At 61.9% G+C, this 25,934-nt stretch carries 22 protein-coding genes, 7 tRNA genes and 3 pseudogenes; 13 read left to right on the top strand and 19 right to left on the bottom strand.

Annotated elements, in window-relative coordinates:
- Positions 1–6 precede the first annotated feature (6 nt).
- Together CAPP_RS06825 and dxs are read left to right on the top strand one after the other, a co-directional pair.
- A complete protein-coding gene (locus CAPP_RS06825) occupies positions 7–1,311 on the top strand; it encodes a class I SAM-dependent RNA methyltransferase (RefSeq protein ID WP_076598877.1) in 1,305 nt (434 codons plus the stop codon).
- A 117-nt stretch (positions 1,312–1,428) separates the two neighbouring features.
- Positions 1,429–3,351 (top strand): 1-deoxy-D-xylulose-5-phosphate synthase, encoded by a 1,923-nt coding sequence (gene dxs, locus CAPP_RS06820; RefSeq protein ID WP_076598878.1) that lies wholly within the window; start codon positions 1,429–1,431, stop codon positions 3,349–3,351.
- A gap of 25 nt (positions 3,352–3,376) precedes the next feature.
- Here dxs and CAPP_RS06815 read toward each other — a convergent pair whose 3' ends face one another.
- The gene (locus CAPP_RS06815) at positions 3,377–4,591 is read right to left on the bottom strand and encodes an HRDC domain-containing protein (RefSeq protein ID WP_076598879.1); all 1,215 of its coding nucleotides are present in this window, start codon (positions 4,589–4,591) and stop codon (positions 3,377–3,379) included.
- A gap of 15 nt (positions 4,592–4,606) precedes the next feature.
- A complete protein-coding gene (locus tag CAPP_RS06810) occupies positions 4,607–5,284 on the bottom strand; it encodes a DUF3000 domain-containing protein (protein WP_084560531.1) in 678 nt (225 codons plus the stop codon).
- 115 nt (positions 5,285–5,399) lie between these two features.
- Here CAPP_RS06810 and hemQ point away from each other — a divergent pair, with 115 nt between their 5' ends.
- A complete protein-coding gene (gene hemQ / locus CAPP_RS06805; protein WP_076598880.1) occupies positions 5,400–6,101 on the top strand; it encodes a hydrogen peroxide-dependent heme synthase in 702 nt (233 codons plus the stop codon).
- 115 nt (positions 6,102–6,216) lie between these two features.
- Here the strand turns inward: hemQ and msrB are convergent, their stop codons facing one another.
- From msrB to CAPP_RS06760, 9 genes are all read right to left on the bottom strand, one after another.
- Positions 6,217–6,636 carry a peptide-methionine (R)-S-oxide reductase MsrB gene (gene msrB, locus CAPP_RS06800; RefSeq protein WP_076598881.1) on the bottom strand — a complete coding sequence of 140 codons (420 nt, stop codon included), beginning with the start codon at positions 6,634–6,636 and terminating at the stop codon, positions 6,217–6,219.
- The gene (locus CAPP_RS06795) at positions 6,602–7,858 is read right to left on the bottom strand and encodes a glycosyltransferase family 87 protein (protein WP_076598882.1); all 1,257 of its coding nucleotides are present in this window, start codon (positions 7,856–7,858) and stop codon (positions 6,602–6,604) included. The genes msrB and CAPP_RS06795 overlap by 35 nt, the downstream gene beginning before the upstream one ends.
- Positions 7,859–7,883: 25 nt before the next feature.
- Positions 7,884–8,561 (bottom strand): dihydrofolate reductase family protein, encoded by a 678-nt coding sequence (locus tag CAPP_RS06790; protein ID WP_084560532.1) that lies wholly within the window; start codon positions 8,559–8,561, stop codon positions 7,884–7,886.
- A gap of 52 nt (positions 8,562–8,613) precedes the next feature.
- A tRNA-Gly gene (locus tag CAPP_RS06785) sits at positions 8,614–8,689 on the bottom strand.
- A 16-nt stretch (positions 8,690–8,705) separates the two neighbouring features.
- Positions 8,706–8,780: transfer RNA gene (locus CAPP_RS06780), tRNA-Val, on the bottom strand.
- Positions 8,781–8,809: 29 nt separating this feature from the next.
- Positions 8,810–8,883, bottom strand: a tRNA-Cys gene (locus CAPP_RS06775).
- Positions 8,884–8,923: 40 nt separating this feature from the next.
- Positions 8,924–8,999 (bottom strand) — tRNA-Gly (locus CAPP_RS06770).
- A 16-nt stretch (positions 9,000–9,015) separates the two neighbouring features.
- Positions 9,016–9,090: transfer RNA gene (locus CAPP_RS06765), tRNA-Val, on the bottom strand.
- Between the two features lie 21 nt (positions 9,091–9,111).
- Positions 9,112–9,187: transfer RNA gene (locus tag CAPP_RS06760), tRNA-Gly, on the bottom strand.
- A 301-nt stretch (positions 9,188–9,488) separates the two neighbouring features.
- Here CAPP_RS06760 and CAPP_RS06755 point away from each other — a divergent pair.
- Together CAPP_RS06755 and CAPP_RS06750 are read left to right on the top strand one after the other, a co-directional pair.
- Positions 9,489–9,560 (top strand) — tRNA-Val (locus tag CAPP_RS06755).
- 88 nt (positions 9,561–9,648) lie between these two features.
- Positions 9,649–10,992, top strand: coding sequence for an IS3 family transposase (locus tag CAPP_RS06750; RefSeq protein WP_290172749.1), 1,344 nt, complete (start codon positions 9,649–9,651; stop codon positions 10,990–10,992).
- 122 nt (positions 10,993–11,114) lie between these two features.
- On the opposite strand, the gene CAPP_RS06745 is transcribed toward CAPP_RS06750, so the two are convergent.
- From CAPP_RS06745 to CAPP_RS06735, 3 genes are all read right to left on the bottom strand, one after another.
- A complete protein-coding gene (locus CAPP_RS06745) occupies positions 11,115–12,167 on the bottom strand; it encodes a helix-turn-helix domain-containing protein (protein WP_076600042.1) in 1,053 nt (350 codons plus the stop codon).
- Positions 12,164–12,769 carry a hypothetical protein gene (locus CAPP_RS06740; protein WP_076600041.1) on the bottom strand — a complete coding sequence of 202 codons (606 nt, stop codon included), beginning with the start codon at positions 12,767–12,769 and terminating at the stop codon, positions 12,164–12,166. The genes CAPP_RS06745 and CAPP_RS06740 overlap by 4 nt, the downstream gene beginning before the upstream one ends.
- 255 nt (positions 12,770–13,024) lie before the next feature.
- Positions 13,025–13,822 carry a hypothetical protein gene (locus tag CAPP_RS06735; RefSeq protein WP_076600040.1) on the bottom strand — a complete coding sequence of 266 codons (798 nt, stop codon included), beginning with the start codon at positions 13,820–13,822 and terminating at the stop codon, positions 13,025–13,027.
- On the opposite strand from CAPP_RS06735, the gene CAPP_RS06730 reads away from it, so the two are divergent.
- Positions 13,809–14,483, top strand: a complete 675-nt coding sequence (locus CAPP_RS06730) for a hypothetical protein (RefSeq protein WP_143313946.1) — start codon at positions 13,809–13,811, stop codon at positions 14,481–14,483. The two genes, CAPP_RS06735 and CAPP_RS06730, sit on opposite strands and share 14 nt — an antisense overlap.
- A gap of 157 nt (positions 14,484–14,640) precedes the next feature.
- Here the strand turns inward: CAPP_RS06730 and CAPP_RS06725 are convergent.
- Positions 14,641–14,868 (bottom strand): annotated as a pseudogene (locus CAPP_RS06725) (transposase); the annotation flags it as partial.
- 72 nt (positions 14,869–14,940) lie between these two features.
- Here CAPP_RS06725 and CAPP_RS06720 point away from each other — a divergent pair.
- A pseudogene (locus CAPP_RS06720) lies at positions 14,941–15,965 on the top strand (IS3 family transposase); the annotation flags it as partial.
- A 25-nt stretch (positions 15,966–15,990) separates the two neighbouring features.
- Here the strand turns inward: CAPP_RS06720 and CAPP_RS06715 are convergent.
- Both CAPP_RS06715 and CAPP_RS06710 read right to left on the bottom strand, forming a co-directional pair.
- Positions 15,991–17,240 (bottom strand): IS3 family transposase gene (locus CAPP_RS06715; RefSeq protein WP_143313948.1). Its coding sequence is split into 2 segments (ribosomal slippage): positions 15,991–16,913 and positions 16,913–17,240, totalling 1,251 coding nucleotides; the frame shifts between segments, so codons are not numbered across the junction.
- A gap of 70 nt (positions 17,241–17,310) precedes the next feature.
- A pseudogene (locus CAPP_RS06710) lies at positions 17,311–17,463 on the bottom strand (IS256 family transposase); the annotation flags it as partial.
- Between the two features lie 52 nt (positions 17,464–17,515).
- Between CAPP_RS06710 and CAPP_RS06705 the strand changes: the two are divergent.
- Entirely contained in the window at positions 17,516–17,791 is a 276-nt protein-coding gene (locus CAPP_RS06705; RefSeq protein ID WP_234958867.1) for a hypothetical protein, read from the top strand.
- Positions 17,792–17,859: 68 nt separating this feature from the next.
- On the opposite strand, the gene CAPP_RS06700 is transcribed toward CAPP_RS06705, so the two are convergent.
- Positions 17,860–18,981 carry a glutathione S-transferase C-terminal domain-containing protein gene (locus CAPP_RS06700; RefSeq protein WP_076599356.1) on the bottom strand — a complete coding sequence of 374 codons (1,122 nt, stop codon included), beginning with the start codon at positions 18,979–18,981 and terminating at the stop codon, positions 17,860–17,862.
- 142 nt (positions 18,982–19,123) lie between these two features.
- Positions 19,124–20,608 carry an MFS transporter gene (locus tag CAPP_RS06695; protein WP_412459497.1) on the bottom strand — a complete coding sequence of 495 codons (1,485 nt, stop codon included), beginning with the start codon at positions 20,606–20,608 and terminating at the stop codon, positions 19,124–19,126.
- 201 nt (positions 20,609–20,809) lie between these two features.
- Between CAPP_RS06695 and CAPP_RS06690 the strand changes: the two genes are divergently transcribed.
- The 5 genes from CAPP_RS06690 to CAPP_RS06670 all read left to right on the top strand — a co-directional run bounded on the left by CAPP_RS06690 (position 20,810) and on the right by CAPP_RS06670 (position 25,930).
- Positions 20,810–21,511, top strand: coding sequence for a copper resistance CopC family protein (locus CAPP_RS06690; RefSeq protein ID WP_076599358.1), 702 nt, complete (start codon positions 20,810–20,812; stop codon positions 21,509–21,511).
- Between the two features lie 170 nt (positions 21,512–21,681).
- Positions 21,682–23,748, top strand: coding sequence for a threonine--tRNA ligase (thrS, locus tag CAPP_RS06685; protein WP_076599359.1), 2,067 nt, complete (start codon positions 21,682–21,684; stop codon positions 23,746–23,748).
- Positions 23,749–23,776: 28 nt separating this feature from the next.
- Positions 23,777–24,361 (top strand): HIT family protein, encoded by a 585-nt coding sequence (locus CAPP_RS06680; RefSeq protein WP_076599360.1) that lies wholly within the window; start codon positions 23,777–23,779, stop codon positions 24,359–24,361.
- Between the two features lies 1 nt (position 24,362).
- Positions 24,363–25,019, top strand: coding sequence for a phosphatidylinositol phosphate synthase (gene pgsA, locus CAPP_RS06675; protein WP_076599361.1), 657 nt, complete (start codon positions 24,363–24,365; stop codon positions 25,017–25,019).
- Entirely contained in the window at positions 25,019–25,930 is a 912-nt protein-coding gene (locus tag CAPP_RS06670; RefSeq protein ID WP_076599362.1) for a phosphatidylinositol mannoside acyltransferase, read from the top strand. Before pgsA ends, CAPP_RS06670 begins: the two co-directional genes overlap by 1 nt.
- Positions 25,931–25,934: the final 4 nt, after the last annotated feature.

Genomic DNA, 25,934 nt, shown 5'->3' with positions numbered 1-25,934 from the left:
ACAGAAATGGACGACGGACCCACTACGCAGACCCCGACGATGAGCGTGGGCGACACGCTCACGCTCACCCCTACCACGATGGCGCACGGCGGGGAGGCGATCGCGCACGCGCCGGACGGCCGGGTCGTCTTCGTTGCCGGTGCCATCCCCGGGGACACAGCCACGGTGACGCTGACCAAGGTGAAGAAGAACTGGGCGCGCGGCGAGGCGCAGTCCATCGAGACAGCGTCGCGCGACCGCGTCGACCCGGTATGTCCCGCGGCGGAGGCGGGTGCCGGGTGTTGCGACTACTCGCATATCGCGCCGAGCGCGCAGGAGCGGCTCAAGCGTGAAATCCTCGTCGGCCAGCTCGATAAATTCGCCCGCCCCAGCGGGGTACTCACCGGATTCGATCTCGCTATCGATCTGGAACAGGACACTCTCGCCCCGCTGACCGGCTGGCGCACACGTGTCCGCCTCGGTGTGGGGCCTAACGGCCGCGCCGGGATGCGCCGGGCGCGCAGCAACGACGTAGTCGCGGGGGTGCGGTGCACGCAGGTCGCCCCGGAAGCCTTGGACGGCATTGTCGGCGACGATGCCCGCAGGTTCACGGCAGGGGCCGAGCTCGTTGTCGTGATCGATTCCCGCGGCACCCGCCACGTCGTGGAGACACAGCGCGCGCAGCGCGGGAAACGCATCGAGCGCGTCGAAACCCGCATCGAGGGCGACCCGTCCGTCACCGAGGTCGTTCCAGCTCCCGCGGGCAGTGGCACGGAAGAAGCTGTCTTCCGTTTCCCGCCGACGGCATTCTGGCAGGCCCACACCACAGCGCCGGCCACGTACTGCCGTTACATCGCCGATTGGGCCGCCGACACCTACGCGCGTCCCGTCGGCTGGGATTTGTACGGGGGTGTGGGGCTGTTCGTGCCGTCGATAAGCGATGCGCTCGGCTCAGGTGCGCACGTGGTCAGCGTCGATTATTCCGCGGCGGCGACGCGTGATCCGCAACCCGCGCTGAACAACTTCGACGTCGAGGTGCGCAACCAGAAAGTCGAGGCGAGCATCGACGGGCTGCCCGATCCGGGGCTGGTGGTGCTCGATCCGCCGCGCACGGGCGCCGGCACGGACGTGGTCGAGGCGGTGGCCGCGCGCGCACCGCAGCGCGTGATCCACATCGGCTGCGATCCCGCGACGTTCTCACGCGACCTCGCCGCGTGGGGCGAGTCCGGGTACGTCGTCGAGCGCATGGCGCTTATCGACGCCTTCCCGAACACCCACCACTTCGAGGTCCTCACAAGCCTTGTCCCCGCTGAAACCGGAAACGAAAAATGATGGATTTGCCCGCGTGGGGTGTAAACTCGACCAGAACGCTAGAGTCCGCTGACGGCTGCCGGAATGCGGCAGAGACCGCCGCGGGGAGAATTCGCCGAGAAGGAGCCAAGACGACCAGTGAGTAGCCTTGACCAGCTCAACCTTCCCGCCGACCTGAAAAGCATGTCGGGGGCCGAGCTCGACCAGCTCGCGGGGGAGATCCGCGAATTCCTGATCGAGAAGGTGTCCGCAACAGGCGGGCACCTTGGCCCGAACCTGGGCGTGGTCGAGCTGACGATCGCTCTTCACGCGGTCTTCGATTCACCAGACGAGCCGATCATCTTCGACACATCTCACCAGTCGTACGTGCACAAGATCCTCACCGGCCGCGCAGACCAGTTCGACACCCTCCGCAAGAAGGAGGGCCTGTCGGGCTACACCAGCCGCATCGAGTCGGAGCACGACTGGACCGAATCCTCGCACGCCTCGGCGGCGCTGTCCTACGCAGACGGTCTGTCGAAAGCGAAGGTCCTGCATGGAAAGGGCGGCAAGAATGTCGTCGCAGTGGTCGGCGACGGGGCGCTCACCGGCGGCATGTGCTGGGAGGCGCTGAACAATATCGCCGAAAGCGACCGCAACGTCGTCATCGTGGTCAACGACAACGGCCGGTCCTACTCGCCGACGATCGGCGGTTTCGCCCGCAACCTGGACGAGCTGCGCTCCCAGATCGCGCAGATCCGGATTCAGCCGGGCTACGACGAAGTTATGGAGCAGGGTAAGCGCACCCTGAAGGCCATGGGTTGGGTCGGTGAGCGTGCCTTTGATGCCCTCCATGCGATGAAGGAGGGCATCAAGCACCAGGTGGTGCCCACGCAGATGTTCCAGGACCTGGGCATGAAATACGTCGGCCCGATCGAGGGCCACGACATCGGTTCGCTGATGGCTGCGCTGGCGTACGCGAAGCAGTACGACGGCCCGCTGATCATTCATGTGGCCACCGAGAAAGGCCACGGCTTTGCCCCGGCGGTCAACGACGAGGCCGACCAGATGCACTCCACCGGTGTCATCGACCCGGTGACGGGTGAGGCGCTCGGCCAGTCCAGACCGGGCTGGACTTCGGTCTTCTCCGAGGAACTGCTGCGCGCCGCCCACGAGCGCGAGGACATCGTAGCGCTGACCGCCGCGATGGCGGGTCCGACGGGACTGACCCCGTTCGCGGAGAAATTCCCGTCCCGTTTCTTCGATGTCGGCATTGCGGAGCAGCACGCGGTGACGTCTGCATCTGGCATGGCGCTGGGCGGCCTGCACCCGGTCGTGGCTGTGTACTCGACCTTCCTCAACCGCGCTTTCGACCAGCTGCTCATGGATGTCGCCTTGATCAAACAGCCGGTCACGCTCGTGCTCGACCGTGCCGGTGTCACCGGCAGCGACGGCGCCAGCCACAACGGTGTGTGGGATATGGCGATCACTTCGATCGTCCCCGGCATCCGCGTGGCGGCACCGCGCGACGCGGACCGCCTGCGCGAAGAATTCCGCGAGGCCATTGCCGTTGAGGACGGGCCGACCGTTGTCCGCTTCCCGAAGGGCGATGCCGGCCCCGCGATCGATGCAGTGCACCGCACGCCGGGCGGCTGCGACATTCTCGTCGAGCCGGTCGGCGGCGGCAACAGCGAAGATAACGACGACACCCCCGAGGTGCTCGTTGTCGCCATCGGCGAATTCGCCGAGAATGCCGTTGCGGCGGCCAACCAGCTCAACGGTGAGGGCCACCGCATCACGGTTGTAGACCCGCGCTGGATCGCCCCGGTGAACCCGGAGCTGGTCGAGATGGCGGCAACCGCCGACATGGTCGTCGTCTACGAGGACGGCATTGTCCGCGGCGGCATCGGTTCGGCGATCTCGGAGGTGCTCAGCGCCGCCGAGGTGGACACCCCGCTGCGCCGCCTAGCATTCCCGGATGTCTTCCCGAAGCACGCGTCGCGCTCACAGCTCATCGCCGATGTGGGGCTGGATGCCGAGTCCGCGCGCACCTCCATTGAGGAGTGGATCGGGAACCTCTAGGCCCAAACGCGGGGAGAGCCCCGCGCTAGTTGGGCTCGAGCAACCCGAAGAGCGGGGCGACTTCGGCGATCTGCCATTCGCGCGCGCCGAGTGAGCGCAGCAGAACCGCAGCACGGTGGGTGCCCCACGGGCCGGGCTCATTCGTCACTGTCCACACTGCCTCGCGCAGGGTCGCCGGCGTGAGTAGAACCTCCGGCTGAACTTCCATCTGCGCCGCGGAATAGGCCACGGCCGAGCGCATCGCTTGCAGCGCCCCCCAGGAATCGGGGTGGTGGCGCTGCCACGCTGATTTGCCGGGCGGGCCGGTCTCGTCGCCGCGATTTGCCCGTTCGGGCCACGTTGCCGGGTCCGAGTCGTAGACCGACTGCAGCACCCGGAACCATGCCTGCACCGCGCCGCGGCGGCGCTGCGGGAAGCCGTGCACCGCTCCCAACTCACGCGGCGAGCGCGGCAGTTCCTTCGCAATGGCCAAAACGACTTTATTGCTCAGGATCTGCGACGGTGACCGGTCGCGGGACCGGGCTTCACGGTCACGCTCGTTCCAGAGGGTGCGCGCGACGGCGAGCGACTTGCGGGACTTCAACTGCGAAATGCCTTTCAGGTCGCGCCAGGTCTTGCGGACGGGCTCCCACTCGGCGTACTCGGCGACGATGAAGGCGAATTCCTCGTCGGCGATGGCGAGCTTGTCCGTGTCGGCGAGCAGTTCCGCCTGCGCTTCGGCCAGTTCGTTGAGGTAGATGACGTCCTCGGCGGCGTAGTCGAGCCACTCGTCGGGAAGGGGAACTTCGGACCAGTCTTCGCGGCCGTGGCCTTTTTCCAGCGTGACGCCGCAGAATTCCTCCACCATGGCAGCCAGGTTGGGCTTGTCAAAGCCCGCGATGCGCCCCGCGAGCGCGGTGTCGAAAAGAGTTCCGGGGTAGAGGCCGAGCTCGGACAGGCTCGGCAGATCCTCCGGTGCAGCGTGGACAATCCAGTCGCCGCCGCCGACCACCGGTGCGAGAATCGACTCGAATTCCTCGCGGTGGCCTTCGGGCGCGAGGAGAAAGGTGCCTGCGTCGCGGCGGTAGATTTGCACTACAAAGGCGCGGTCGTCGTAGCGGTACGCCGAGGCGCGCTCAGTGTCGATGGCGAATGGGCCGCGCCCGGCAGCGAGGGCTTCGGCGGCACGCCGGTAGCCCGCCGGTGTGGTCGCCAACGTGTAGGCGCCGGAGCCGGAGGCGTGCCGGGATGAAGCAGGCATTATTCGGGCGACTGGTTAGCGGCGGCTGTCAATGCCGGCCACGCCTTCTGGCGGCAGGCCGGCGACGTGGGCGAGCACCTTAGAGAACGCCTCGACGTGGTGGGCGAGGTCGGTGCCGGCGGCGGTCCAGGACGCGCGCATCTCGATCTGGTAGGCGCGCGGCGGGCCGCCGATCTCACCGAATCGGACCGAGGACGTCGACGTCACGGTGCCGCCGAGGTTGGTGTAGCCGGCGCCGGATTCGGCGAGGGATTCGCCGAGCCACTGCCACGCGACATCCGGAAGCAGCGGATCGGAGGCCACTGTATCGTCCATGTCGGCCTGGATGTAAGCCACCAGCCGCATTGATCCTTCCCACGCCTCCTCGGAGGAGGGGGAGTAGAGGAGGATCAGGCGGCCGAACGCGTCGCCTTGGGAGTCGGTGGGGATGGGCGCGTCGTCGTCAAGCTGCTGAACCTCGAGGCCCACGGCGTGGCTGAAGGGCGCGGGACGCTGTGGCGGGCGGATGGTGCCCAGGCTGATCTCCGGACGCAATTGCGCGCGGTGCATGGACTCCACTGCATTGTTGAACTCGGCGGGGATGGTTGCGGACTCGCCGTTCTGCGTGCCGGACGCGGCAGACGTCGAGGTCGGGGAGGGGGCGGCGGAGAGCTGCGGGTGGTCCGAATGTGTCACGCGTTCCAAGCTAGACATTGCCTGCCTCCATTCTGTGGAGGCGCGCCGTTGCCCGTGTCAGGCCGCACTGTAGGATCGGCGTATAGAACTTTTGTTGGACCTCCCCGCGAGAGGGGAAGAAAGGATGCGCGGCATGACTCAGACGGACATTGAACAGCTCAACAGTACTCAGCGCTACGCCCAGTGGGCGACCTTCCGTGCGATCCCCGGAGCACTTGGCGAGGACCGGGAGGAGATTATTGCCGAGGCGAAGACGTTCTTCGCCCGCCTCGAGGAGGAAGGCAAGGTCGTCGTCCGCGGCATCTACGACATTTCCGGCATTCGCGCTGAGGCTGACGTGATGATCTGGTGGCACGCGGAGGAATTCGCCGATATCCAGAAGGCGTACAACGATTTCCGCCGTTCGACTGCGCTGGGCCAGGCGCTCGAGGTTTTCTGGATCGGCGTGGGCCTGCACCGCCCGGCCGAATTCAACCGCGGCCACTTGCCCGCCTTCATCATGGGCGAGGAGCCGGAGGACTGGATCACGGTCTACCCGTTCACGCGTTCGTACGACTGGTACATCATGGACGCCGATGAGCGCCGCCGCCTGCTCATTGAGCACGGCCAGGCCGCCGCAGACTACAAGGATGTGCGGGCCAACACGGTGTCGGCGTTCTCCCTCGGCGACTACGAGTGGATGCTCGCTTTCGAGGCGCCCACGCTCGACCGCATTTCCGACCTGATGCACAAGATGCGCTACACCGAGGCCCGCCTCCACGTGCGCGAGGAGCTGCCGTTCTTCTCCGGCCGCCGCGTGAAGGACATCGCAGAGATCGTCGAGGTCCTGCCGTAAAAACGGTCGCGTAAAGCATTCGCTTAGCGACGAAGCGCCTGCCCCCGCAACCCCGCGGAGACAGGCGCTTTTCGCTGTGTTCAGGCAGTCGGTGTCCTCGGCGACACTGTCTGTGTCACTGCACCGGCTTTTCCTCCAGCGTCATGGAGATGGAGTTGATGCAGTAGCGCAGATCGGTCGGGGTGTCGTACCCCTCGCCGGCAAAGACATGGCCCAAGTGGGAATTGCAGTTGGCGCACAGCACCTCGGTGCGCACCATGCCGAGCGAGCGGTCTTCGCGCTCAATGACCTTGTCGCCGGCCAGCGGAGAGAAGAACGACGGCCAGCCGCAGTGGGAGTCGAATTTCTCGGTGGAGCGGAAGAGCTCCTCCCCGCAGGCGCGACAGCGGTACACGCCTTCGGTGGTGGTGTCGGTGTACTCGCCGATTCCCGGCGGCTCCGTGCCGGCTTCGCGGAGCACGTGGTACTCCTCCGGGCTCAGGCGCTCACGCCACTGAGTTTCAGTCCAGTCGCTGTAATTCGTGTTTTCCGCCATGGCGGTGCGTCCTTTCATCTCGGTCGGAAGTGCTAACAGCCACGGCCCACGCCGCCACCGCGACAATGAACACCGCCCAGCCAAAAGTGGGCAGGAACGTGTCCAGCCAGCGGCCGGTGACGTAGTGGCCGTCCACTACCCAGGTCAGCGGTGACAGGCACAGGATTATTCCCGCCCACACAGCAGGCGAGCGGAAAGCGCTGAGCCGGTGGCCGAGGGTGAACACGGCGGGGAAGAGCAGCATCGAGTAGTACGCCTGACCGAGGGAGGACAGCAGGCACACACCGGCGAGCAGAACGGCGGCGGTGGTGGCCGCCCACACCCATTCGGCGGTGAAGCGATAGCGGGCCAGGAACACCACGGCGACGAGGACAGTTGCGGCGAAGAGGACGAACAACGCGGCGTGGAGCCAGCCCGGCATGCCGAAGTAGACCGCGGCGCCGGGCAGGGACGAGTTCGCGTAATCCCGCGTCTGGCCCAGGTACGGGGCGACGATGTCGATGTAGTCACGTGCGCCCGGGGTGAGCGGCCATGCGACGAGATTGAACAGCACCGGCACGGCGATCCCGCCGGCGATCGCGCGCCAATCGAGGCGCAGCAGCGGCAGAAGAAGCAATGGTGCGAACATCGGCTTGATCAGGATGCACAGACCCAGCACGACGCCGGCCGCCCAGGAGGAACCGTTACCCGCAGCGAGAAACCAGGCGAGGAACGCCACGAGCCCGAGGAAGAGAATCCCGTTGATATTGGTGAACCCGAGGGTGTTGGTCACCGCCTCCGTCATGAAGCCCAGCGCCACCGCGCCCGGGAAAACAGGGCCGCGGAGAGAGAACCCGCCCAGCCGCGTCAGCCATGCCAGCGCGCCGATGATGCACGCGGTGTTGACGAGGATGAACAGTGCCCGCACCGCGCCCATATTGTCCACGAGCCCCAGGGGCGACAACAGCAGTGTCGCGCCCGGGTTGTACAGGTAGTGCGGGTCGACGTGGTGGTAGATCTCGTTGTACACCGGCTCGCGCAGCACGAAGCGTCGCGCGGCGGACCATACGGTGGTGAAGTCATCGGTCACCGTTCCCGGAAGCGCGACCGCGAACACGCGGTGCACGACCAGCAGGAGGGCCAGCGGCCACAGGAGCGCATTCGCCACCGCCTGGAGGCGTGGGGCACCGTCGGGTGCGGGCGAGGACCAGGCGGAGTGCAAAGCGTCGATGCGGGTAGTCACAGCCCCCAAAACTACTAAACGGGCACTAGTTTCCCGTGTTCACCCGCCGGTAGCGGGCGAAGATATGCGAGCCGGCGGAGTAGACGTCCTCCAATTCCAGCTCCACGTCGATGTCGCCCTCCAGGCCTGACGGTTCGCCGTTGACGAAAGGGGAGGAGGTGAGGTGGAGGACGTCGATAAGCGAAGCTTCGAACATCGTCGCGTACAGCGACGGGCCTCCCTCGCACACGATGCGGCGGAGCCCGCGTGCGCGCAGCTTATCGACGATCTCCGCCGCCGACCCCGAGCCTGTGCCCACCAGCTCGGCGCCCGCGTCCGCCAGAGCTTCTCGTCGCGGGGCGAGCTGGGCCTCCGTCAGGGACTTGTCGGGGGCGAGGATGAGCGGGCCTGCGCCGTCGAAAAGCTTCGCGGATGTGTCGAAGTCGAGCGAACGCGACACCACGGCGATGGGAATGTCCGCCGGGCCGTAGTCCTCGGCTTTGACGGTTCCGGATCCGACGAGGACGACATCTGCCCACTCGCGCAACGCGAGCATGACTTCTTTGTCGGCGTCGTTGCCTAAAGCGCCCGAGGTGCCGGAAGTGGTGAACGACCCGAAAGCCGTCGTGATCGCCACGGCGCGGACCTCTTCTGCGGCTGAGCTACCACCGATGATCTCAGTGCGGGTTTTCGGTGATGCCTCAGAAGGATTGGGAGCGGCCATGGCAAAAGGATAACCCCACCGGCCGGATAAGTGATTTCAGCCAGTGGGGAAGTGGAGCGGATGACGAGACTCGAACTCGCGACCCTCACCTTGGCAAGGTGATGCGCTACCAACTGCGCTACATCCGCATCGGGGCTTTCGCCCTGGTGCGCGATACTGGGATTGAACCAGTGACCCCTACCGTGTCGAGGTAGTGCTCTACCGCTGAGCTAATCGCGCTTGCTATTCAGATGATATTCAAATGAATATGGAGGTGGAAACGGGAATCGAACCCGTGTACAAGGTTTTGCAGACCTTTGCCTCACCACTCGGCCATTCCACCGTGGGCGATTTCCGCCTCTTTCACAGTACCAAGAGGTACGTGGAGCGGATGACGAGACTCGAACTCGCGACCCTCACCTTGGCAAGGTGATGCGCTACCAACTGCGCTACATCCGCATCGGGGCTTTCGCCCTGGTGCGCGATACTGGGATTGAACCAGTGACCCCTACCGTGTCGAGGTAGTGCTCTACCGCTGAGCTAATCGCGCTTAAGCCCCCATAAGGGGACTTGGAGCGGATGACGAGACTCGAACTCGCGACCCTCACCTTGGCAAGGTGATGCGCTACCAACTGCGCTACATCCGCATGCATTCGTTCCGGTGTGAACTTGTGCGACTTGAAACTCTAATGTGTCGCCCCTCGTTCGACCAAATCCCGTCGTTGTGACTTGTTTTCAGTGTGCTTAGACGCACGCTTATCGACGCCGCACCCACCCCGCACGCCTTGCCCCGCAGTGCCAAGTCGGGGAGTGGCGAGACAAGCTGTGCCATGCGACCCGGGTGCAGTAGGTGAGGAGAGGTCGCGCCTTCATGCACCGTGTCTGGGCACGCGATTAGGGGCTTTCGCTACAGCGGTGTTAATGTATCCCTCGCGCCAAAAACGCAACGGTCCCATGGCTCAGTGGAAGAGCGTTCCGTTCACACCGGAAAGGTCGCTGGTTCGATCCCAGCTGGGACCACGGATAGACAAAACCCCAGGTGAGCGTGAACTGCTCCCCATTAGTTGGACTGAGAAATCAGTTACCAACTAGTGAGGAGCAGTTTCCATTGAGAGCACGAAGTTCGCCGAGCGAACATCAGCGTGAGCAGCTGGTGGTGTGTTTCGAGCAAGGCATGAGCTACGGAACCGCTGCCAAGACTCTTGGTGTCTCCAAAGACGCCGTCCGTACGCTCTATCGTCGGTTTCAGCTGCATGGCAGGCTATGTCTTGTGGAGAAACCGACAAAGCAGCAGTACTCGTTCGACATCAAGAAGGAAGTTGTCCAACACCACCTTGCCGGCGAGACAAAGATGAATCTTGCACGCGAGTTTGGCCTGTCGTCAGACCAGCTCGTCAAAGATTGGTCCTGGAAATGGCGCAAAGGCGGCGATGACGCGTTGAAGCCGAAGCCGAAGGGCAGACCCAAAGGCTCGGCCGCACCGAAGCGGCTTACAGAAGAAGACAAGCTGCGCCGTCAGATCGCACGGTTGGAAGCGGAAAACGCTTATCTAAAAAAAATTGCGGGACTTGAGGAACCAGGGACGCGCCTGAAAGTTCAAGCGATCGTCATCCTCAAGTCGCACCACCACTTGGAGTACCTGCTAGACGCCGCTGGCATCCCACGGTCGGCATTCTTCTACCACCAGAAACGACTCAGCGAGCCAGATAAACATGCTGTGCTCAAAGACGCGATTCGGGAGAGCTTCGAACGCAACAAGCATCGCTATGGCTACCGGCGGGTGCTGCTGGACCTGCGTAACCAGGGCTGGGTGGTCAACCACAAACTCGTCTACAAACTCATGTGCGAGATGGGTCTTCGAGCCAAGATCCGCCAACGCAGGCCTTATGTTTCCTACGCTGGGACGATCAGCCACATCGCTGACAACACACTTGACCGCAAGTTCACCCCGGATAAGCCGAATACCGTCTTTGTCAGCGACGTCACCGAGTTCAGGGTCCAAGGCCGCAAGATATACCTGTCACCGGTGATGGACTTGTTCGACCGCTCCATCGTCGCTCACACCGTTGCCACATCGCCGTCGATAGCCTTTACCGCCGATTCTTTATCCAAGGCGATCGCGGCGTGTGCACCTGAACCCGGGTGGATGATGCACACCGATCAAGGCTTCCAGTACCAGCATTCCTCGTGGCGCAACCTGATCGGCGATAACGGTGGTGTTCAGTCGATGTCGCGAAAAGCCAACTGCTACGACAACGCGGTCATGGAGAACTTCTTCGGGCACGTGAAAACCGAGATGTACCACGGTGAAGTCTTCGACACCGTCGCAGAGTTCAACCAAGCGATCGACGAGTACATCCAGTGGTACAACACCGAACGCATCCAACAACGACTCAAGGGCCTGACCCCGATGCAATATCGGAATCAGACCCGTGAACCACTCACCGCCTAGAATTAAACCAGTCCAACTTTCGGGGGCTAGTTCAATTTGCGTGGAGGGGATTCTTCATGCCTTCTTCCGGCGTCTTCTCTTCGAGCGGGGGCAGGAGATCGCCAGACATTAGAGTAAAGAGATTAGCTCTTCTCGAAGAGGTTAGTCACGCTCGCCATCTGCGATGACGCGTGCTTCGGCGCTGCTGTGGCTGGCTCTGCTTCTGCTGTCTCCGCGTGCCCCAGGGTAGGAAGTGAAGGTGCGCGGGTAAGGGGCATTTCGACTGGAATGTGGACGGGTTCATTCTTTCGCCAGCCGCGGGAGCTGATCTGGATCATGAGACTGCGGTAGCGGTTGTAACCAATGATTCCGAGGTCTCGGGCACGGCGCACGAGCGCCTGGATGGACACCCCCCATTTGGCCTTAAGTCGGGCATAAGACTCGAGGGTGAAGTCGGGAGCGATAAGGTCCATCATGGGTTCCCGGGGGAGGAGGAAGGCTGACGCGAACATATCTGCCTCGGCTTCCCGATCCGCAAGACTCCCGTCGTGTCCGATGGTATGCATCATGATGTGGCCAAGTTCATGGGCGGCGGAGAAGCGCAAGCGGTCGCCGGGGACGTCGTAGTTGAGGGCAGTGACGAACGGGGCCTGTGAACGGATGGGCGTGGAGATACCATCGATCCGCTCCATGGGCAGGAGCGGATTGGTCAGGCCGGTGACGATGATGCCGATTCTATCGAGGCAGCGGGTGACATTGTTGATAACTGCATCAGGTTTAATTCCGATGAGCTCACGTGACTCCGCGGCAAATTTTTCAACGGTCGCAAGCGATCGTCGAGAAGCGACAGGCGTAGTTGCCAATACATCCAGGGGATTGCTCTGACCTGGGGAGCGAACAGCCTGCTCGGTGAGTCCGAACGTGGCGGTAGCCATGTTCAGATGTCGCACACTGAGCTTCTGGCGGCGGTAGTTCAGCGATGTCGCCGTGTAGGTCAGCGCTGGTGCGTCGAAATAGTCAGAGTCGAGATTGAAGTGAAGCTGGGCAGACACTTTATGGGCTGGAGTCAGGGCGCGAAGACCCTTTTCGATCTGCGAATATTGCGCTTGGCCTACACCAAGAATCGCGGCGAATTCTTTCTGAGTCAGCCCATTAAGGGCCCGCAGGGTCTGCAGGCGGTGATGGGCGTTGTTCACTGTCCTTCTGCCTCCTCTTCGCCATCAACATCCCAGTCAGGAGAGTCCATATCGAACTCCGCCGAAGTAGGCATGATGCCGGGCTCGGGAAGTAATGCGAACCCGCCTTCCCACTGACCTTGGTCTAAGAGAGTGTTCTGCTTCGCAACTTGGATCCTGAAAGGGAACGGCCCAATTGCCTTATGGTCTTCATCCAGGGCCGGGAGGTCCCAGATGCAGGCGATCTGCCGGAACTGTGTGTCAGGGCGCGGAGGGAAGACTCGTTCAGGGGTCGGGAACAAGGCCGACGCTGTGTCCTCACGCTTACTCTTGTATGCGTCGAGAGAGCCGCGACGACGGAAAATCAATTCAGCTTCGTGAATCTGCGATCGATAGACAAGTCTATTCTGCTGGTAGAGGTCAGCATCGAGAGCGAAGGTACCCAGGTTTTCTGGCAGGGTGTGGCGCAGTCCATGAAGGAAGGGATCTCGCTGAAGACGCCTAATTTTCCACTGTGCTCCGTCGTAAGATGGGTCCTCTACCACCCGACGGAGTCCGTCAGCACCTGCTGTCTGGAACTCTTCTGCGAGAGGCAAAAGCTCTGAACGGATCTTTTCGATCATGTGCCCTCCATGGGAACTCGATGTTTCTTTGGGGCTAAGAATATCACTGCATGTTTCAAACGCGGTGATAACTTCACAGAAGAGTGATAATATCATCCCGATTGAAACATTTCGACTCGAGGTATAGAGGGTGCACTACTAGTGCAAATGAACGAAAGGCGCTGGCAAAGTCAGACGACCTCCCCACCGCTTTAAGTGGAACAGTCATCTTGACAGCCACGTGCTTGGAATATCAGTAGACCGGTTTCACTTTGATCAGGATTTCAGCACACTGGCTGGCTGATCGTTCAACTTCTCAGGTCCGGCCCCGATTGGCTCGGAAGCCGCCCGAATTATGCTGACGATCATGATCGCGGCCGAAACAGCGGCACCGGTCTTTAGTCGATCAGGGCTACGGTCGTGTTTGACTCCGTGAGCAAGGTCGAACGCGTGGGTCACGACCTTCTTGAGATCTTCGTTAGTTTTACCGCCCGAACGCTGATCCAGATAATTCAAAAGGCGATTTTTCGTGCGGTTTCGTGGAATATCGTCGTTGCCGACCGCATCGCTCAACGTTTCCAAGACGCGCACCGCGTGGTTGCCCACGCTACTGTAAGTCTGCGCGGAGCTTGCGTTTCTCCATGCTGTTCGCAGAGCTTTAATTTCCGAATTCACGGCGGGCCACCCTGATGCTTCAATCTCTCTTGCGAGCAGGTCGCGTTCATAAGCGAGAAGCTCATCGTGGGCAGGGCCGAGCATGTCCAACACCTCATATTCGCGTCGGCGACTCCCGCTCACGTCAAGCGCTGACATCATATCCACTTTAATACCTAGCCGGGCACAGATGACCTGCAGCGTTCGAAGCGCATCCTCGGTGATGTAGCTATCTTCGTCAGAGTCGCCGTCCTCCCACGCTTCGACCCACTCGCCAATGGCGTCTAATAACGTGAGTGCGGCGTCTAGGTCACGCTGATCCGGCAGTTGCCCGTGGCGAGCGCTTTTGAGCCGATCTCGCTTGAACTTCCCCGTGGGGAAACCGTCTTCATCAAGCACGAACCACTTGTACGATGTCATCAATCAATGCTATTTCATAGTGTCAGATAGAAAAGATGCCCTAGTTCGCATGTTGCCATCGATCTTCATCATCCCAACTGAGCCGAGTGGCCCACCCTTCTGGGTTGATGTGCTGGTCAATCTGGGTTCGGCCACGATCGGCGGTATCGTCTCTGGGTTGATCGTGGCGTGGGCTGTTAAACGGGCGACCCGGCGATCTAAGCCCTTGTTCGAGTATTTTGGCTCCGGTCTTCGGGATGGGACCGCGCACCTGTTCTACAACGGGACTAAACCCATCGTTATCGGTGGTAGTTATGCCCACCACCACGGTCCTGCGCTCTTCGAACGGAGCCCCAGGGCGGAGCCGCATGGTTTCTTCATGGAGGGGCTGAGTAATCAAGTCTTTAGCACTTCCGGGGGTCAGGGCTTCGGGCTGAGTCCTGGTGAACGCATCGAGATTGTTTACCGTCACGCCCCGCGAAACATGGTGAAGAACCATGAGGCACGTTATGAGGCATTCTCGATGGCCTGTGATCCGAATGACCTTCTTTCTGCCCGTGGTCGTATCCGAGAAGCTAAAGAAAAGGGGGAAACCCCCGATCCTTCAGATGTGAAGATGGACGAGACGTGGATGATGGAAGTGGTGACTCTTCTCCCGAGCTCCACAAGGATTGCAGAGTAGAAAACCCCGCAATCAGCGATACTGCTGGTTACGGGGTTATGTTCTACGAATGCTGGAAAATGTTTACGAAAACCCCTTCCGGGATGTCGTTGGGTCAAGTCCCGTGTAGTGGTGTAGCCGTCTAGCTTTCGGCTCGGTATGTAGTTCGCGGTTGTGGTTAGGCGGTTAGCTGGTGGTGGTCGCCATGATCATCTCCTGGGTGGTGCATGAGTTGTTTGGTGTGTTCGAGTGCGGACAGTGACATGTAGCGTTTTTGCTGGATCCAGTCGTCGTTCTGCTCGGCTAGGACAGCGCCGACGAGCCGGATGATGGATTCGCGGTTCGGGAAGATGCCGACGACGTCGGTGCGCCGGCGGATCTTTCGGTTTAACCTTTCGGTGGGGTTGGGACCTGACCCCTGTTTGGTAGACACCTCTGATTCCGGCTGTGTTGAGTCGGGGAAAGGTAATCTACCTCCATGCCTAGGAAGGTTTATTCGGATCAGTTCAAGCGCGACGCGGTCGCGATGTACGAGAACGATCCACAGGTGTCGTTGAACGCGGCGGCCGCTGATTTAGGGATCAACCGCTCCACGCTTCGCGTATGGGTTGATAAGTACGGAACTGGCACGAAACCCCAGTTTTCAGCGGGCTTACGTGCTGATCGTGCGAGGCAACTGACCGATGCTGAGAAGCTACGTCAGCTGCAACAGGAAAACGCCCGCCTGAAAGAAGAACGCGATATTTTGCGTAAGGCAGCCAAATATTTCATGGAAGAGACGAACTGGTGATCCGCTTCCGGTTCGTTGATGACCACCGCACCGATTACTCGGTCAAGCGGATGTGCACCGTACTCGGGTTAAACCGCAGCTCCTACTACAAATGGAAAGCTAGCAGCACCCAGCGGCACCGCAGACTGGTTGATGATGCCATACTCGGAGCCAAGGTGAAGGCCATCTTCGACGACAAGAAGCAGCTCTACGGCGCAAAACGCATTGCCGCCGAGCTGACTTTCAACGATGCGTACAGTAGCACCGGACCGGTCAACCATAAGCGCATCGCCCGGATTATGAGGAAGCTTCAGCTGCGCGGCTACACGAAAAAACGTAAGGTCACGACAACGCAGCGCGGGAGTCATCGCTTTATATTCGCTGACCTGGTCAAGCGTAACTTCACTGCGCCAGCTGCCAATAGGATCCTCGTCGGCGATATTACCTATCTGCCGATCGCAGACGGGTCGAATATGTATCTGGCTTCTGTGATTGACTGCTACTCGCGGATGCTCGTCGGCTTCGCGATCGCAGACCACATGCGCACCGACCTCGTCGAAGAAGCGCTCGAGCATGCTCGCCGTACCCGTGGCAGTCTCTCCGGGGCGATCTTCCACTCAGATCATGGCAGCGTGTATACCTCATCGCAGTTTCAGGCTGTCTGCCGAAGACTCAACGTCACCCAGTCGATGGGAGCAGTTGGCAGCAGCGCTGATAATTCACGGGCCCGAACCCCGGAAAGTGGACACGGGGATTTAATCAAGATGCGATAGTAAGTGTAGCTGATTCGGCGGCTTCAAAGGCGTTCGGCGAGCGGTAGCCACACCACGAGTGCAACCGTTGGGTGTTGTACCGGATGCACCACTGGAACACGTCCCGGCGACACACCAGCTGACTGGCGAAAACAGGCTCGTCCTTCAGGACTTCCCGCTTCAACGAGGCGTTGAACGACTCCGCCAACGAGTTGTCCGCGCTCGTCCCGATCGTACCCATCGACTGGGTGACACCGAACCGCTCACATAACCTCCGGTACTGCTCAGAGGTATAGACACTGCCGTGATCCGAGTGAAAAATCGCCCCGTCAAGGCTACCTCGGACCCCGTGAGCCATCGTGAGGGCTGCTTCGACCAACTCGGTGCGCATGTGGTCGGCGATCGCGAAACCGGTCAACTGCCGCGAATAGCAGTCGATGACCGTGGCCAGGTACATATTCGACCCGTCCGCGATCGGCAGGTACGTGATATCGCCGACGTAGACCTTGTTCGGTTTCTCCGCGGTGAACCGGCGTTTCAGAAGGTCAGGGAATTTAGGCGCACGTTTCGCGGACACGGTGGTCTTCACCCGGCGTTTCCTGGTGTAGCCGAAAAGGCCCATCTGCCGCATCAACCTGGCAGTGTGCTTGTGATTGAGACGGTCACTATTGCCCCGGTCGTTGGCGGGATCGGCGTTGATGGCCGCAGTCACACGTTTCGCCCCGTAACAGCCGTTCTCGGCCGTGAACACGGCCTTGATCCTCGCTCCCAGCGCCGCGTCAGCGACGAGGCGTCGCCGGCGGGCAGGAGCAGCAGATTTCCATTTGTAATACGAGGACCGGTTGACCTTCAGGACCTCACATAACCGCTTGACCTCGTAGAAGTCTCGGTGGTCATCAACGAACTGAAAGCGGTTCACCAGTTCGTCTCTTCCGCGAAATATTTGGCCGCCTTGCGCAGGATCTCTCGTTCCTCCCGGAGCTTGACGTTCTCGCGTTCCAACACGCGGATCCGCTCGGCATCGGAGAGTCCTTCAGCCGGGGAGCGTTCGCTGTTGGCTGCGGCGATCGGGCTGGCGACTTTTTCACCGTTGGCGTTGGTTTTGGTGCCGGTGCCGAAGGCGTCGAGCCAGGTGCGCAGGGAGTTGCGGTTGACCCCGAGATCGGAGGCGATCGCGTTGATCGTGGCTCCGGGGGTCGACTCGTACAACGACACTGCGTCACGCTTGAACTGCTCGGTGTAGGTCTTGCGTGGCATGGTGGAAAGGTACCTCACTTTCCCAGCGAGATGCTGGTTTCAGCGTGTCCACCACCAAGGGGTCAGGTCCACCATACTCAGCCCCGCAAACGGTGTCAGCTTGGGCGGAGAGGATCTGGTTGATAAACCCTTGCAGCATCTGCCGCATCAGATCCGGGGAGGCCTGTGCCAGCAGATCGTCCAGATAGGTTGCAGGGTCGATAGAATGCGGAGCAGCGGTCATCGTCATGTGCCTTTCGGTGAGATGTGGTAGTTGAGTCGAAAGGTTACTGACGATGGCCGCCCCTATATCTGCCAGGGCCCACCATCAGCAAGCGTTACACCACACTAAGGGACGCAACCAAACCGTGCATCAGCACGGTCAGGTGTTGAGTTTTGCTACGGCGGATATTGATACCGCGGAGGGCATCAACGAGGTACTGAATGAAGAGAAACGCAAGGAACATATCCAGCTGAACCTCGACCTACTGAAGGATCAAACCAAGACCTTCTACGCGGGGATCATCCATGCCATCGACCCCGAAGCAGAATTAGAGATTGAGTTCCAGTGATCGAAGTTGCGTTGCGCTACGCCTAACTCCTTGAGGAAGCATTGACTACACCTCATCCGGGTAGCGAGTTAGCTCAACCCGAAAAGCTCTCGCTGGAACTGCGTCGGATTCTTCAGTCGCTCGGAGTGGGGCAATGCGCCCGGCAGGGTAGCGCCGTTCGCGAACGGCGCACCTGGCAAGTGGTCGCGGCCGTGGGGCTTGGCTAATCCAGAAAGATCTGGGCCAGTAGGTACGACCTGTGTGGGATTAATTTCGCGGTGGACGATGTAGTAGTGCTGCTTGATTTCGGTGAAGTCGGTGGTATCGCCGAACCCGGGAGTCTGGAACAGCTCGCGCAGGTAGCCGTAGACATTCGGCATTTCGCTGATCTTGTTCCGATTCGTTTTGAAGTGGCCGTGGTAGACAGCATCAAAGCGAACCAAGGTGACATAGGTGCGAATATCAGTCTCGGTAATATGCTCACCCAGGATGAACCGGCTGTGGGATAGTCGCTCTTCGAGCCAGTCGAGGAATTCGAATACATCCGCATAGGCCTCTTCATAAGCATCTTGCGATGCAGAAAATCCTGCCCGGTACACGCCGTTGTTGAATTTCTTGAAGATTACGTTGTTGATCTCTTCCATCTCTTCCCACTGCTCTGCCGACGGCAGAAGGTCGGGCGCACCGGAGCGGTGGTACTTGGTCCACTGAGTCTGGAAGTCTCGGACAAGGGTTGTGAAATCATTGGTCACGATCTTGCCGCTGGATACCTCAACCAATGAGGGCACGGTGATTCCCCGTGGGTAATCCGGGAAGCGTTTGAAGTATGCATCTTGCAGGCGAGGGATCTTTAGAACTGGATCGACCTCGTCTGGATCCAAATCGAATCTCCAAGAGCGCTTGTCATGGGTGGGGCCGGGCAGCCCCAGGGAGATGACATTTTCCAATCCCATCAGGCGCCGCACGATGACTGAGCGGTGAGCCCACGGGCACGCGCGTGCCGCGATGAGGCGATAGCGGTTGGGTTGTACCGGCCAGTGCAGGACTTCGCCAGTGCCATCCTCTGCAGGCTGAGGTTCGTCGCCCGTTACGGATGCGACGATGCGGTCGCCAATGTAGGTAGTATCACGCTCGAATTCGCCATTCGTCGCGGCATTCTGAGCATCCCCAGCCCAGTCCTTCAACGGCTCTTTCTGTGCAGCTGCAGCCAACTCGTCCTCCTTATCCGCCTGAAAAGTTTGTGACACGACAACTATAGGCGGTTTCTGATTGACGGTTGGGGTCAGCTTCTGTGCTTGGAGCTAAGGCAGAAGGTGGCCTCGGGCGAGGTGGAACCTCGCCAGCCGAAAGCGACTAGTTCACTGTGGCGTTTGGGGATTTCGGGTTCCCGCGGAAGCACCAGGCCGTGATCGCGCAGAAGACGACGGCCGTTGCTGCGAGGAAGGCGGTGGTCAGTTCGTGGGCGTGGGCGTATGCGGTGGCGGCAGCGTCGTGGGTGGCGGGGTCGTAGATGGCGTTCATGCCCATGTGGGCAATGCCCGGTGGGAGGAATGCAAGTAGAAGCGAGGTCAGCATCGAACCGGAGATGGCGACGGTGACGAGGGTGCCGAACTCGTAGGAGACTTCCTCCACGCCACCGGCCATGCCGGCGCGCTCCGGGGGAGCAGCGCCGATGATCGCGGTAGAGGAGACAGACATGGCAAAGTTGGCGCCGGCGCCAAGGAGAATGCCGCCGGCGAGGAACGCGGGGAAGTTATCGATTGCCGAGCCCCACCAACAAATTAGGGCACCGGCAATGCACGCCGCGAAACCGCCGGACACGATGGTCTGGAAACCGATGCGGTGCAGCAGCGCACCGCCGGCAATCGTAAAGGGCAACGCGACGAACCCGATCACCCCGATGGTCAGACCGGCGTGGAATGGCGAGAAGCCGTCGACAAGCTGGAGGCGCTGCGTTGACGTCATCTCTAAGCCCACCAATACGAACATGGCGCCGGCAGCCGAGACTGCGCCACCGGTAAAGACCGGGTTTTTGAAGATGTCGAAAGTCAACAGCGGCTCGTCGAGCTTCTTCTGGCGGCGGCCGAACATGACGGCGCCGAAGACCATGACCACAGCGGCGCCAATCAAGACGGGCATGTGGGTGTCGAGGCGGGCGGCTTCTTCGATCGTCAGCGTCAGGCCCGACAGAGTGAACAGAGCGAAGATCGATGAGATGAGGTCCCAGTGCTTGTCCGGGTTCGGCCTATTGCGCGGACCGATCAGTAGCGTGCACACGATGGCCAGAACCACGACCGGAACATTGATCAGGAAGACCGAGCCCCACCAGAAGAAGTGCAGCAATGCGCCACCCACCACAGGGCCGAGTGCGGCGCCTAAGACAGCGGCCGAAACCCAGATGCTCATTGCGAGATTGCGTTCGCGTTCATGCGGGAAGATCTGGTTGATCAAGGCGAGCGTGGCAGGAAGCATCGTCGCCGCACCGGCACCGAGAACACCGCGCGCGATAACGAGCGACAGCACGGTGGGGGAGAATGCCGCGGCAAGAGATGCGATACCGAAGATGACTAGACCCACCATGAACATGCGGCGGTGGCCGATGCGGTCGCCCAACGACCCAGACCCCAGGAGCAGGCCTGTGATCACCAGCGGGTAGGCGTTGATGATCCACAACGACTGGGAAGCCGTTGCGCCGAGCTGCTCATCCAGAGCGGGAAGCGCTGTGTAGAGAATCGAGTTATCCAGCGCGACCATCAGCAAGCCAAGCGACACGACAACGAAAAAAGGCCACCGATTCGGGTTGGCCGGCTCTTTGCCCATGCGGCGGTCTCGGGAAATCACCCCGGTCAACCTACCGCTTTAACCAGTGACTTGTCACGGCTAGTCGGATCCGCATGACAATGACGGGAACTTTCGGGGCTAGCGTGGGTACTACTACGGCAGACCGCTAAACAGTTCGTTCCGTCTCGCGCAGGTGGAACTATCGCGCACTCAGGTGCAACTGTTGAAAACGACCTGGAAAGAGGAGAAGCCCTGAAAATGGCACGCACGATGACTTCCAACGCCGGCCGCACTCTGCTCGCTGGCACCGCCGCAGCGATCCTCGCTGTCGGCACAGCGCCGATGGCTTTCGCGCACGACTCGGTGATCGACGCCCGCCCGGGAATCGACGAGACCGTGAAGGAATTCCCGGCGGAGCTCGCGCTGGAATTCTCTGCACAGCCGAAGGAAGACTTCAACACTGTCGCGCTCTCGCGGGTATCCGACGACGAGGTTCTTTTCAGCGGCGAGCCGGAGGTCAACGACCGCGAAGTCAGCATCGCCGTGCCGGATGATGTGGACGCCCAGCCGGGGGAGTACCGCATCGGCTACCAGATCACGTCCTCCGACGGACACGCCACAAAGGGGCAGACAACCTTCACCTTCACCCCAGCGCAGGCTGCCGGGGAATCCGCCGCGCAGGGCAGCGAGTCCGCGCAGGGCAGCGAGTCCGCGCAGGGCAGCGAGTCCGCGCAGGGCGGGGATAGCGACGGAGAGGCGGATGCGGCGTCGACAAGCGATGAGGCGGAGAATGACGCAGCGTCGGGCTACACCTGGCTGTGGCTGCTGCTCGGCGCGCTGTTCCTCGGCGGTGTCGTCATCGCGGCGCTGAGCCGCCGCCGTCAGAACGAGGATGCGGCACAACGCGTGCGTGACATGGACGAGCTCGACGAGGGTGAGGAAGGCGCCGGGCGCGAGTAGGGCCGCGTCCCAGTCCCACCATTACCACCGCGGCGGGCAGGGGTAAGATCGCCCCCAGTGCCCACGCGGCGGTCGTGTATCCGGCAGCTCGCGCGGGTTTGACATGAACACACCGCGGGCGCGGCCAGGTATGCCGTCCCGCACGAGCGCAAAGGAGCGCTGAGCAACATATGTCCAGCGGGATTGCCCCAACTGCACTGAATCACGAGCCTTTCGAGGTCCCCGCCGGCACGGCCGTCGGCGCGACGATGCGTGAACTCGAACTGGCCAACAAGGGCGAGGATGCCATCGTCTGCGTGCAGGACGCTGAAGGAAACCTCAAGGATCTCTCCCACGTGCCGGAGGAGACCGGAACGTTCATGCCGGTCGCCGCGAACACCGAGCTGGGGCGCAGCGTTATCCGACACTCCTGCGCGCACGTCCTAGCGCAGGCGGTGCAGGAGGAATTTCCGGACGCGAAGCTGGGCATCGGCCCAGCCATCAACGACGGCTTCTACTACGACTTCGACGTCGCCGAGCCGTTCACCCCTGAGGATCTGAAGACGCTGGAGAAGCGGATGAAGAAGATCATCAAGCAGGGCCAGAAATTCGTCCGCGGCGTCTATGCCTCCCAGGAAGAAGCCGCCGCAGACCTGGAGAACGAGCCGTACAAACTCGAGCTCATCCAAGACAAGGGCTCCGTCGACCCGAACTCTGACGAGGCCACCGAGGTCGGCGCCGGCGACCTGACGCACTACGACAACGTCAACCCGCGCACCAACGAGGTGGTTTGGCACGACCTGTGCCGCGGCCCGCACGTCCCCACCACCAAGTACATTCCGGCATTCGCGCTCACCCGCTCGTCCGCCGCCTACTGGCGCGGCGACCAGGCGAATGCCGGCCTGCAGCGCATCTACGGCACCGCCTGGGAGTCCAAGGAAAAGCTGGAGGAATACCAGCACATGATCGAGGAGGCTGAGAAGCGCGACCACCGCCGCCTCGGCTCCGAGATGGACCTGTTCTCCTTCCCGGACCAGGTTGGATCCGGCCTGCCGGTCTTCCACCCGGACGGTGGCATCGTGCGCATGGAGATGGAGAACCACTCCCGCAACCGCCACATCCAGGCCGGCTACTCGTTCGTGAACACCCCGCACGTGACCAAAGGCGACCTGTTCAAACAGTCCGGCCACCTGGACTGGTACGCCGAGGGCATGTTCCCGCCGATGCAGCTCGACGGAGAGACCAACGACGCCGGCGAGGTGACCAAGCAGGCGCAGGACTACTACGTCAAGCCGATGAACTGCCCGATGCACAACCTCATCTTCGACTCCCGCGGGCGCTCCTACCGCGAGCTGCCGCTGCGGCTGTTCGAGTTCGGCACCGTCTACCGCTACGAGAAGTCCGGCGTGGTCCACGGTTTGACCCGCGCCCGAGGCTTCACGCAGGATGATGCGCACATCTACTGCACCGAGGACCAGCTGGAGCAGGAGCTCACCGATGTGCTCGAATTCATCATCTCCCTGTTGAAGGACTACGGCCTCGACGACTTCTACCTCGAGCTGTCCACCAAGGACCCGGAGAAGTACATCGGCGACGACGAGATTTGGGAGCGTTCCACGAACATCCTCCAGTCCGTCGCAGAGAAGTCTGGCTTGGAGCTGGTTCCGGACCCGGCGGGTGCCGCGTTCTACGGCCCGAAGATCTCCGTCCAGGCGCGCGACGCGATCGGCCGCACCTGGCAGATGTCCACCGTGCAGCTGGACTTCAACCTGCCGGAGCGCTTCAACCTCGAGTACACCGCCTCCGACGGCACGAAGAAGCGCCCGGTGATGATTCACCGCGCTCTCTTCGGCTCCATCGAGCGCTTCTTCGGCGTGCTGCTCGAGCACTACGCCGGCGCCTTCCCGGCATGGCTCGCACCGCACCAGGTGGTGGGCATCCCAGTCGCCGACGATTTCGCTCCGCACCTCGACGCGCTGACCGAGCAGCTGCGCGCCCGCGGAATCCGCGCGGAGGTCGATCACTCGGATGATCGCATGCAGAAAAAGATCCGCACGCACACCCAGGGCAAGGTTCCGTTCATGCTGCTGGCCGGCGCTCGCGATGTCGAGGCGAATGCGGTGAGCTTCCGCTTCCTCGACGGCAGCCAGGTCAACGGCGTGCCGGTTGATGAAGCCGTCGAGCTCATCAGTTCCTGGGTAGGCGACCAGCTCAACGAGCAGCCGAGTGAGGTGTCCTTTGAGGCCCGCCGCGGATAATCACGCAGGCAGTTCTCCGGAGGGAGGCGTGAACTCCGCAGCTGCGGGGCAGACGCATTCACCGAAGGAGTACGTCGATTCCGGCGTGGGCGACCAGGACCGCCTCGTGCGGCTGTGGGCGCCGTTCCGCTCGGCGTATATCTCGTCCATTCCGGGCGGGAACAAGCGCAAGGCGGACCCGTTCCTTGCTGCTCCGGAAGAGTCGGACGAGGACGCGCTCATCATCGCGCGCGGCGAGACTGTCTACGCGCTGCTCAATCTGTACCCCTACAACGCCGGCCACCTCATGGTCGTGCCGTACCGCAAGGTCGCAGAGCTTGAAGAGCTGACCGACGAAGAGACTGCGGAGCTGATGTCGTTTGCCAAGCTCGCTGTCCGCACGCTCAAGCGGGTCTCCCGGCCGGAGGCCATCAACGTGGGGCTCAACTTGGGCAAAGCGTCCGGCGGCTCTGTCGGCGATCACCTGCACCTGCACGTGGTGCCGCGGTGGGCGGGCGACTCCAATTTCATGACGGTCATCGACGGAACCAAGGTTCTGCCGCAGCTGCTGCGGGAAACGCGCGCGCTGTTGGCCGAGGGCTGGGGAGAGATCGTGAGGGAGGACGGCGCCTGACATGCTCAGTCTTCATGGAAGGAAACCGGCAGTGGTGGTGGCAGAGCCCGTCGCAAAGCTGTTGTTGCGCGCCGGTCTCTCCGCGAATGCCGTGACGGTTCTGGGCACCTTGGCCACGATCGGCGCCGCTGTCACTCTGATCCCAACCGGCCACCTGGTGTGGGCGGCGGTGCTGACGTTGTTCTTTGCCGCATTCGACATGATCGACGGCACGATGGCGCGGCTGCGCGGCGGTGGAACGGCCTACGGCGCGACCCTCGATGCCTCGTGCGACAGGCTTTCCGATGGCGCGCTGTTCGGCGCTATCGCGTACTGGCTCATTTACGTCGACCAGGCGGATAAATCGACGGTGGTTGTGGCTCTGGTGGTGCTCGCACTGTCGCAGACCATCAGCTACATCAAAGCCCGTGCCGAAGCGGGCGGTTTGAAGGTCAACGGCGGGTTGATCGAACGGCCCGAACGCCTCATTCTCGCTGTCGGCGGGCTCTTTCTCGATGGGCTCGGTGTGAATCTGGCGCTGGAAGTCGCGCTGTGGACGCTCGCCGTGGGCTCTGTCATCACGGTCGTGCAACGTCTGTACAAGGCCTCCCGCGACCCGAAAGCGAACCAGCGCATCGCCGCGCCTGCAGGCGTTCCCGAACCGGAGGATACGCACTAGTGGCGGCCGCGGCGGAAACGACGTTGTCCGAGCGTCTGGCGGCTGCCGGGTATATCGCCGGGTGGAAGGCCGTCCGGCACCTGCCGCCGCGTGCAGCTTCGGCGCTGTTCAACGCCGGCGCCGATATCGCGTCGGACAAGGGACGCGGGGCGGACATGCTCCGCCGCAACCTCACCCGCGTCGTCGGTGCGGAAAATGTCACCCGTGCGCTGGTGCGCGATTCAATGCGCTCGTACGCGCGCTACTGGAACGAAGCATTTCGTCTACCGGCGATCGCGGGTGACCCTGGCGTGCTTGCGCGACTCGACGCCGGGGTGCGCGGCCGCGAGCACCTTGAGGTGACTCTGTCCCGCGGCAAGGGGCTCATTCTCACCCTCCCGCATTCGGGAAACTGGGACATGGCGGGCATGTGGCTGGTCAACCGCTACGGCGGTTTCGCCACGGTCGCAGAAAGGCTGCGGCCCGAGGCGCTTTTCGATGCCTTCGTGGATTACCGCGACTCCCTCGGCTTCGAGGTTCTCGCCGCCACCGGTTCGGCAGTTCCTCCTTACGAACGCTTGAAGTCGGTGCTCTCCTGCGGCGGGATCGTTTGCCTGATGGGGGAGCGGGACATGACCCCGCGCGGGGTGCCGGTGACGTTCTTCGGTGAGGAGACCACCCTGCCCGCCGGGCCGGCGAAGCTGGCATTGGACACGGGCGCCGGACTGCACGTGGCCCACTCCTGGTTCGAGGGTTCTGCCGCTGAACCTGATTGGGGCCACGCCGTGTCCCCGGAGATCCCTGTCACCGATGTCGCCGGGACCACGCAGCGCATCGCCGACGGCTTCGCCGCGAATATCGCCGCGCACCCGGAAGACTGGCACGCACTGCAGCCGATGTGGCCCGTTGACCGCGAGAAACGGAAGCGGTGATGCG

It is taken from the genome of Corynebacterium appendicis CIP 107643, assembly GCF_030408415.1.
GTDB lineage: Bacteria > Actinomycetota > Actinomycetes > Mycobacteriales > Mycobacteriaceae > Corynebacterium > Corynebacterium appendicis.
The sequence above is the reverse complement of the archived record's forward strand: the minus strand, read 5'-3'. Positions and strand labels throughout refer to the sequence as shown.

Coding starts and splice junctions, on each gene's coding strand:
- CAPP_RS06825 (WP_076598877.1), top strand. CDS start 7: ATGGACGACGGACCCACTACGCAGACCCCGACGATGAGCGTGGGCGAC.
- CAPP_RS06815 (WP_076598879.1), bottom strand. CDS start 4,591: ATGCCTGCTTCATCCCGGCACGCCTCCGGCTCCGGCGCCTACACGTTG.
- CAPP_RS06810 (WP_084560531.1), bottom strand. CDS start 5,284: ATGTCTAGCTTGGAACGCGTGACACATTCGGACCACCCGCAGCTCTCC.
- hemQ (WP_076598880.1), top strand. CDS start 5,400: ATGACTCAGACGGACATTGAACAGCTCAACAGTACTCAGCGCTACGCC.
- msrB (WP_076598881.1), bottom strand. CDS start 6,636: ATGGCGGAAAACACGAATTACAGCGACTGGACTGAAACTCAGTGGCGT.
- CAPP_RS06790 (WP_084560532.1), bottom strand. CDS start 8,561: ATGGCCGCTCCCAATCCTTCTGAGGCATCACCGAAAACCCGCACTGAG.
- CAPP_RS06740 (WP_076600041.1), bottom strand. CDS start 12,769: ATGATCGAAAAGATCCGTTCAGAGCTTTTGCCTCTCGCAGAAGAGTTC.
- CAPP_RS06735 (WP_076600040.1), bottom strand. CDS start 13,822: ATGACATCGTACAAGTGGTTCGTGCTTGATGAAGACGGTTTCCCCACG.
- CAPP_RS06705 (WP_234958867.1), top strand. CDS start 17,516: ATGGCCGCCCCTATATCTGCCAGGGCCCACCATCAGCAAGCGTTACAC.
- CAPP_RS06690 (WP_076599358.1), top strand. CDS start 20,810: ATGGCACGCACGATGACTTCCAACGCCGGCCGCACTCTGCTCGCTGGC.
- thrS (WP_076599359.1), top strand. CDS start 21,682: ATGTCCAGCGGGATTGCCCCAACTGCACTGAATCACGAGCCTTTCGAG.
- pgsA (WP_076599361.1), top strand. CDS start 24,363: ATGCTCAGTCTTCATGGAAGGAAACCGGCAGTGGTGGTGGCAGAGCCC.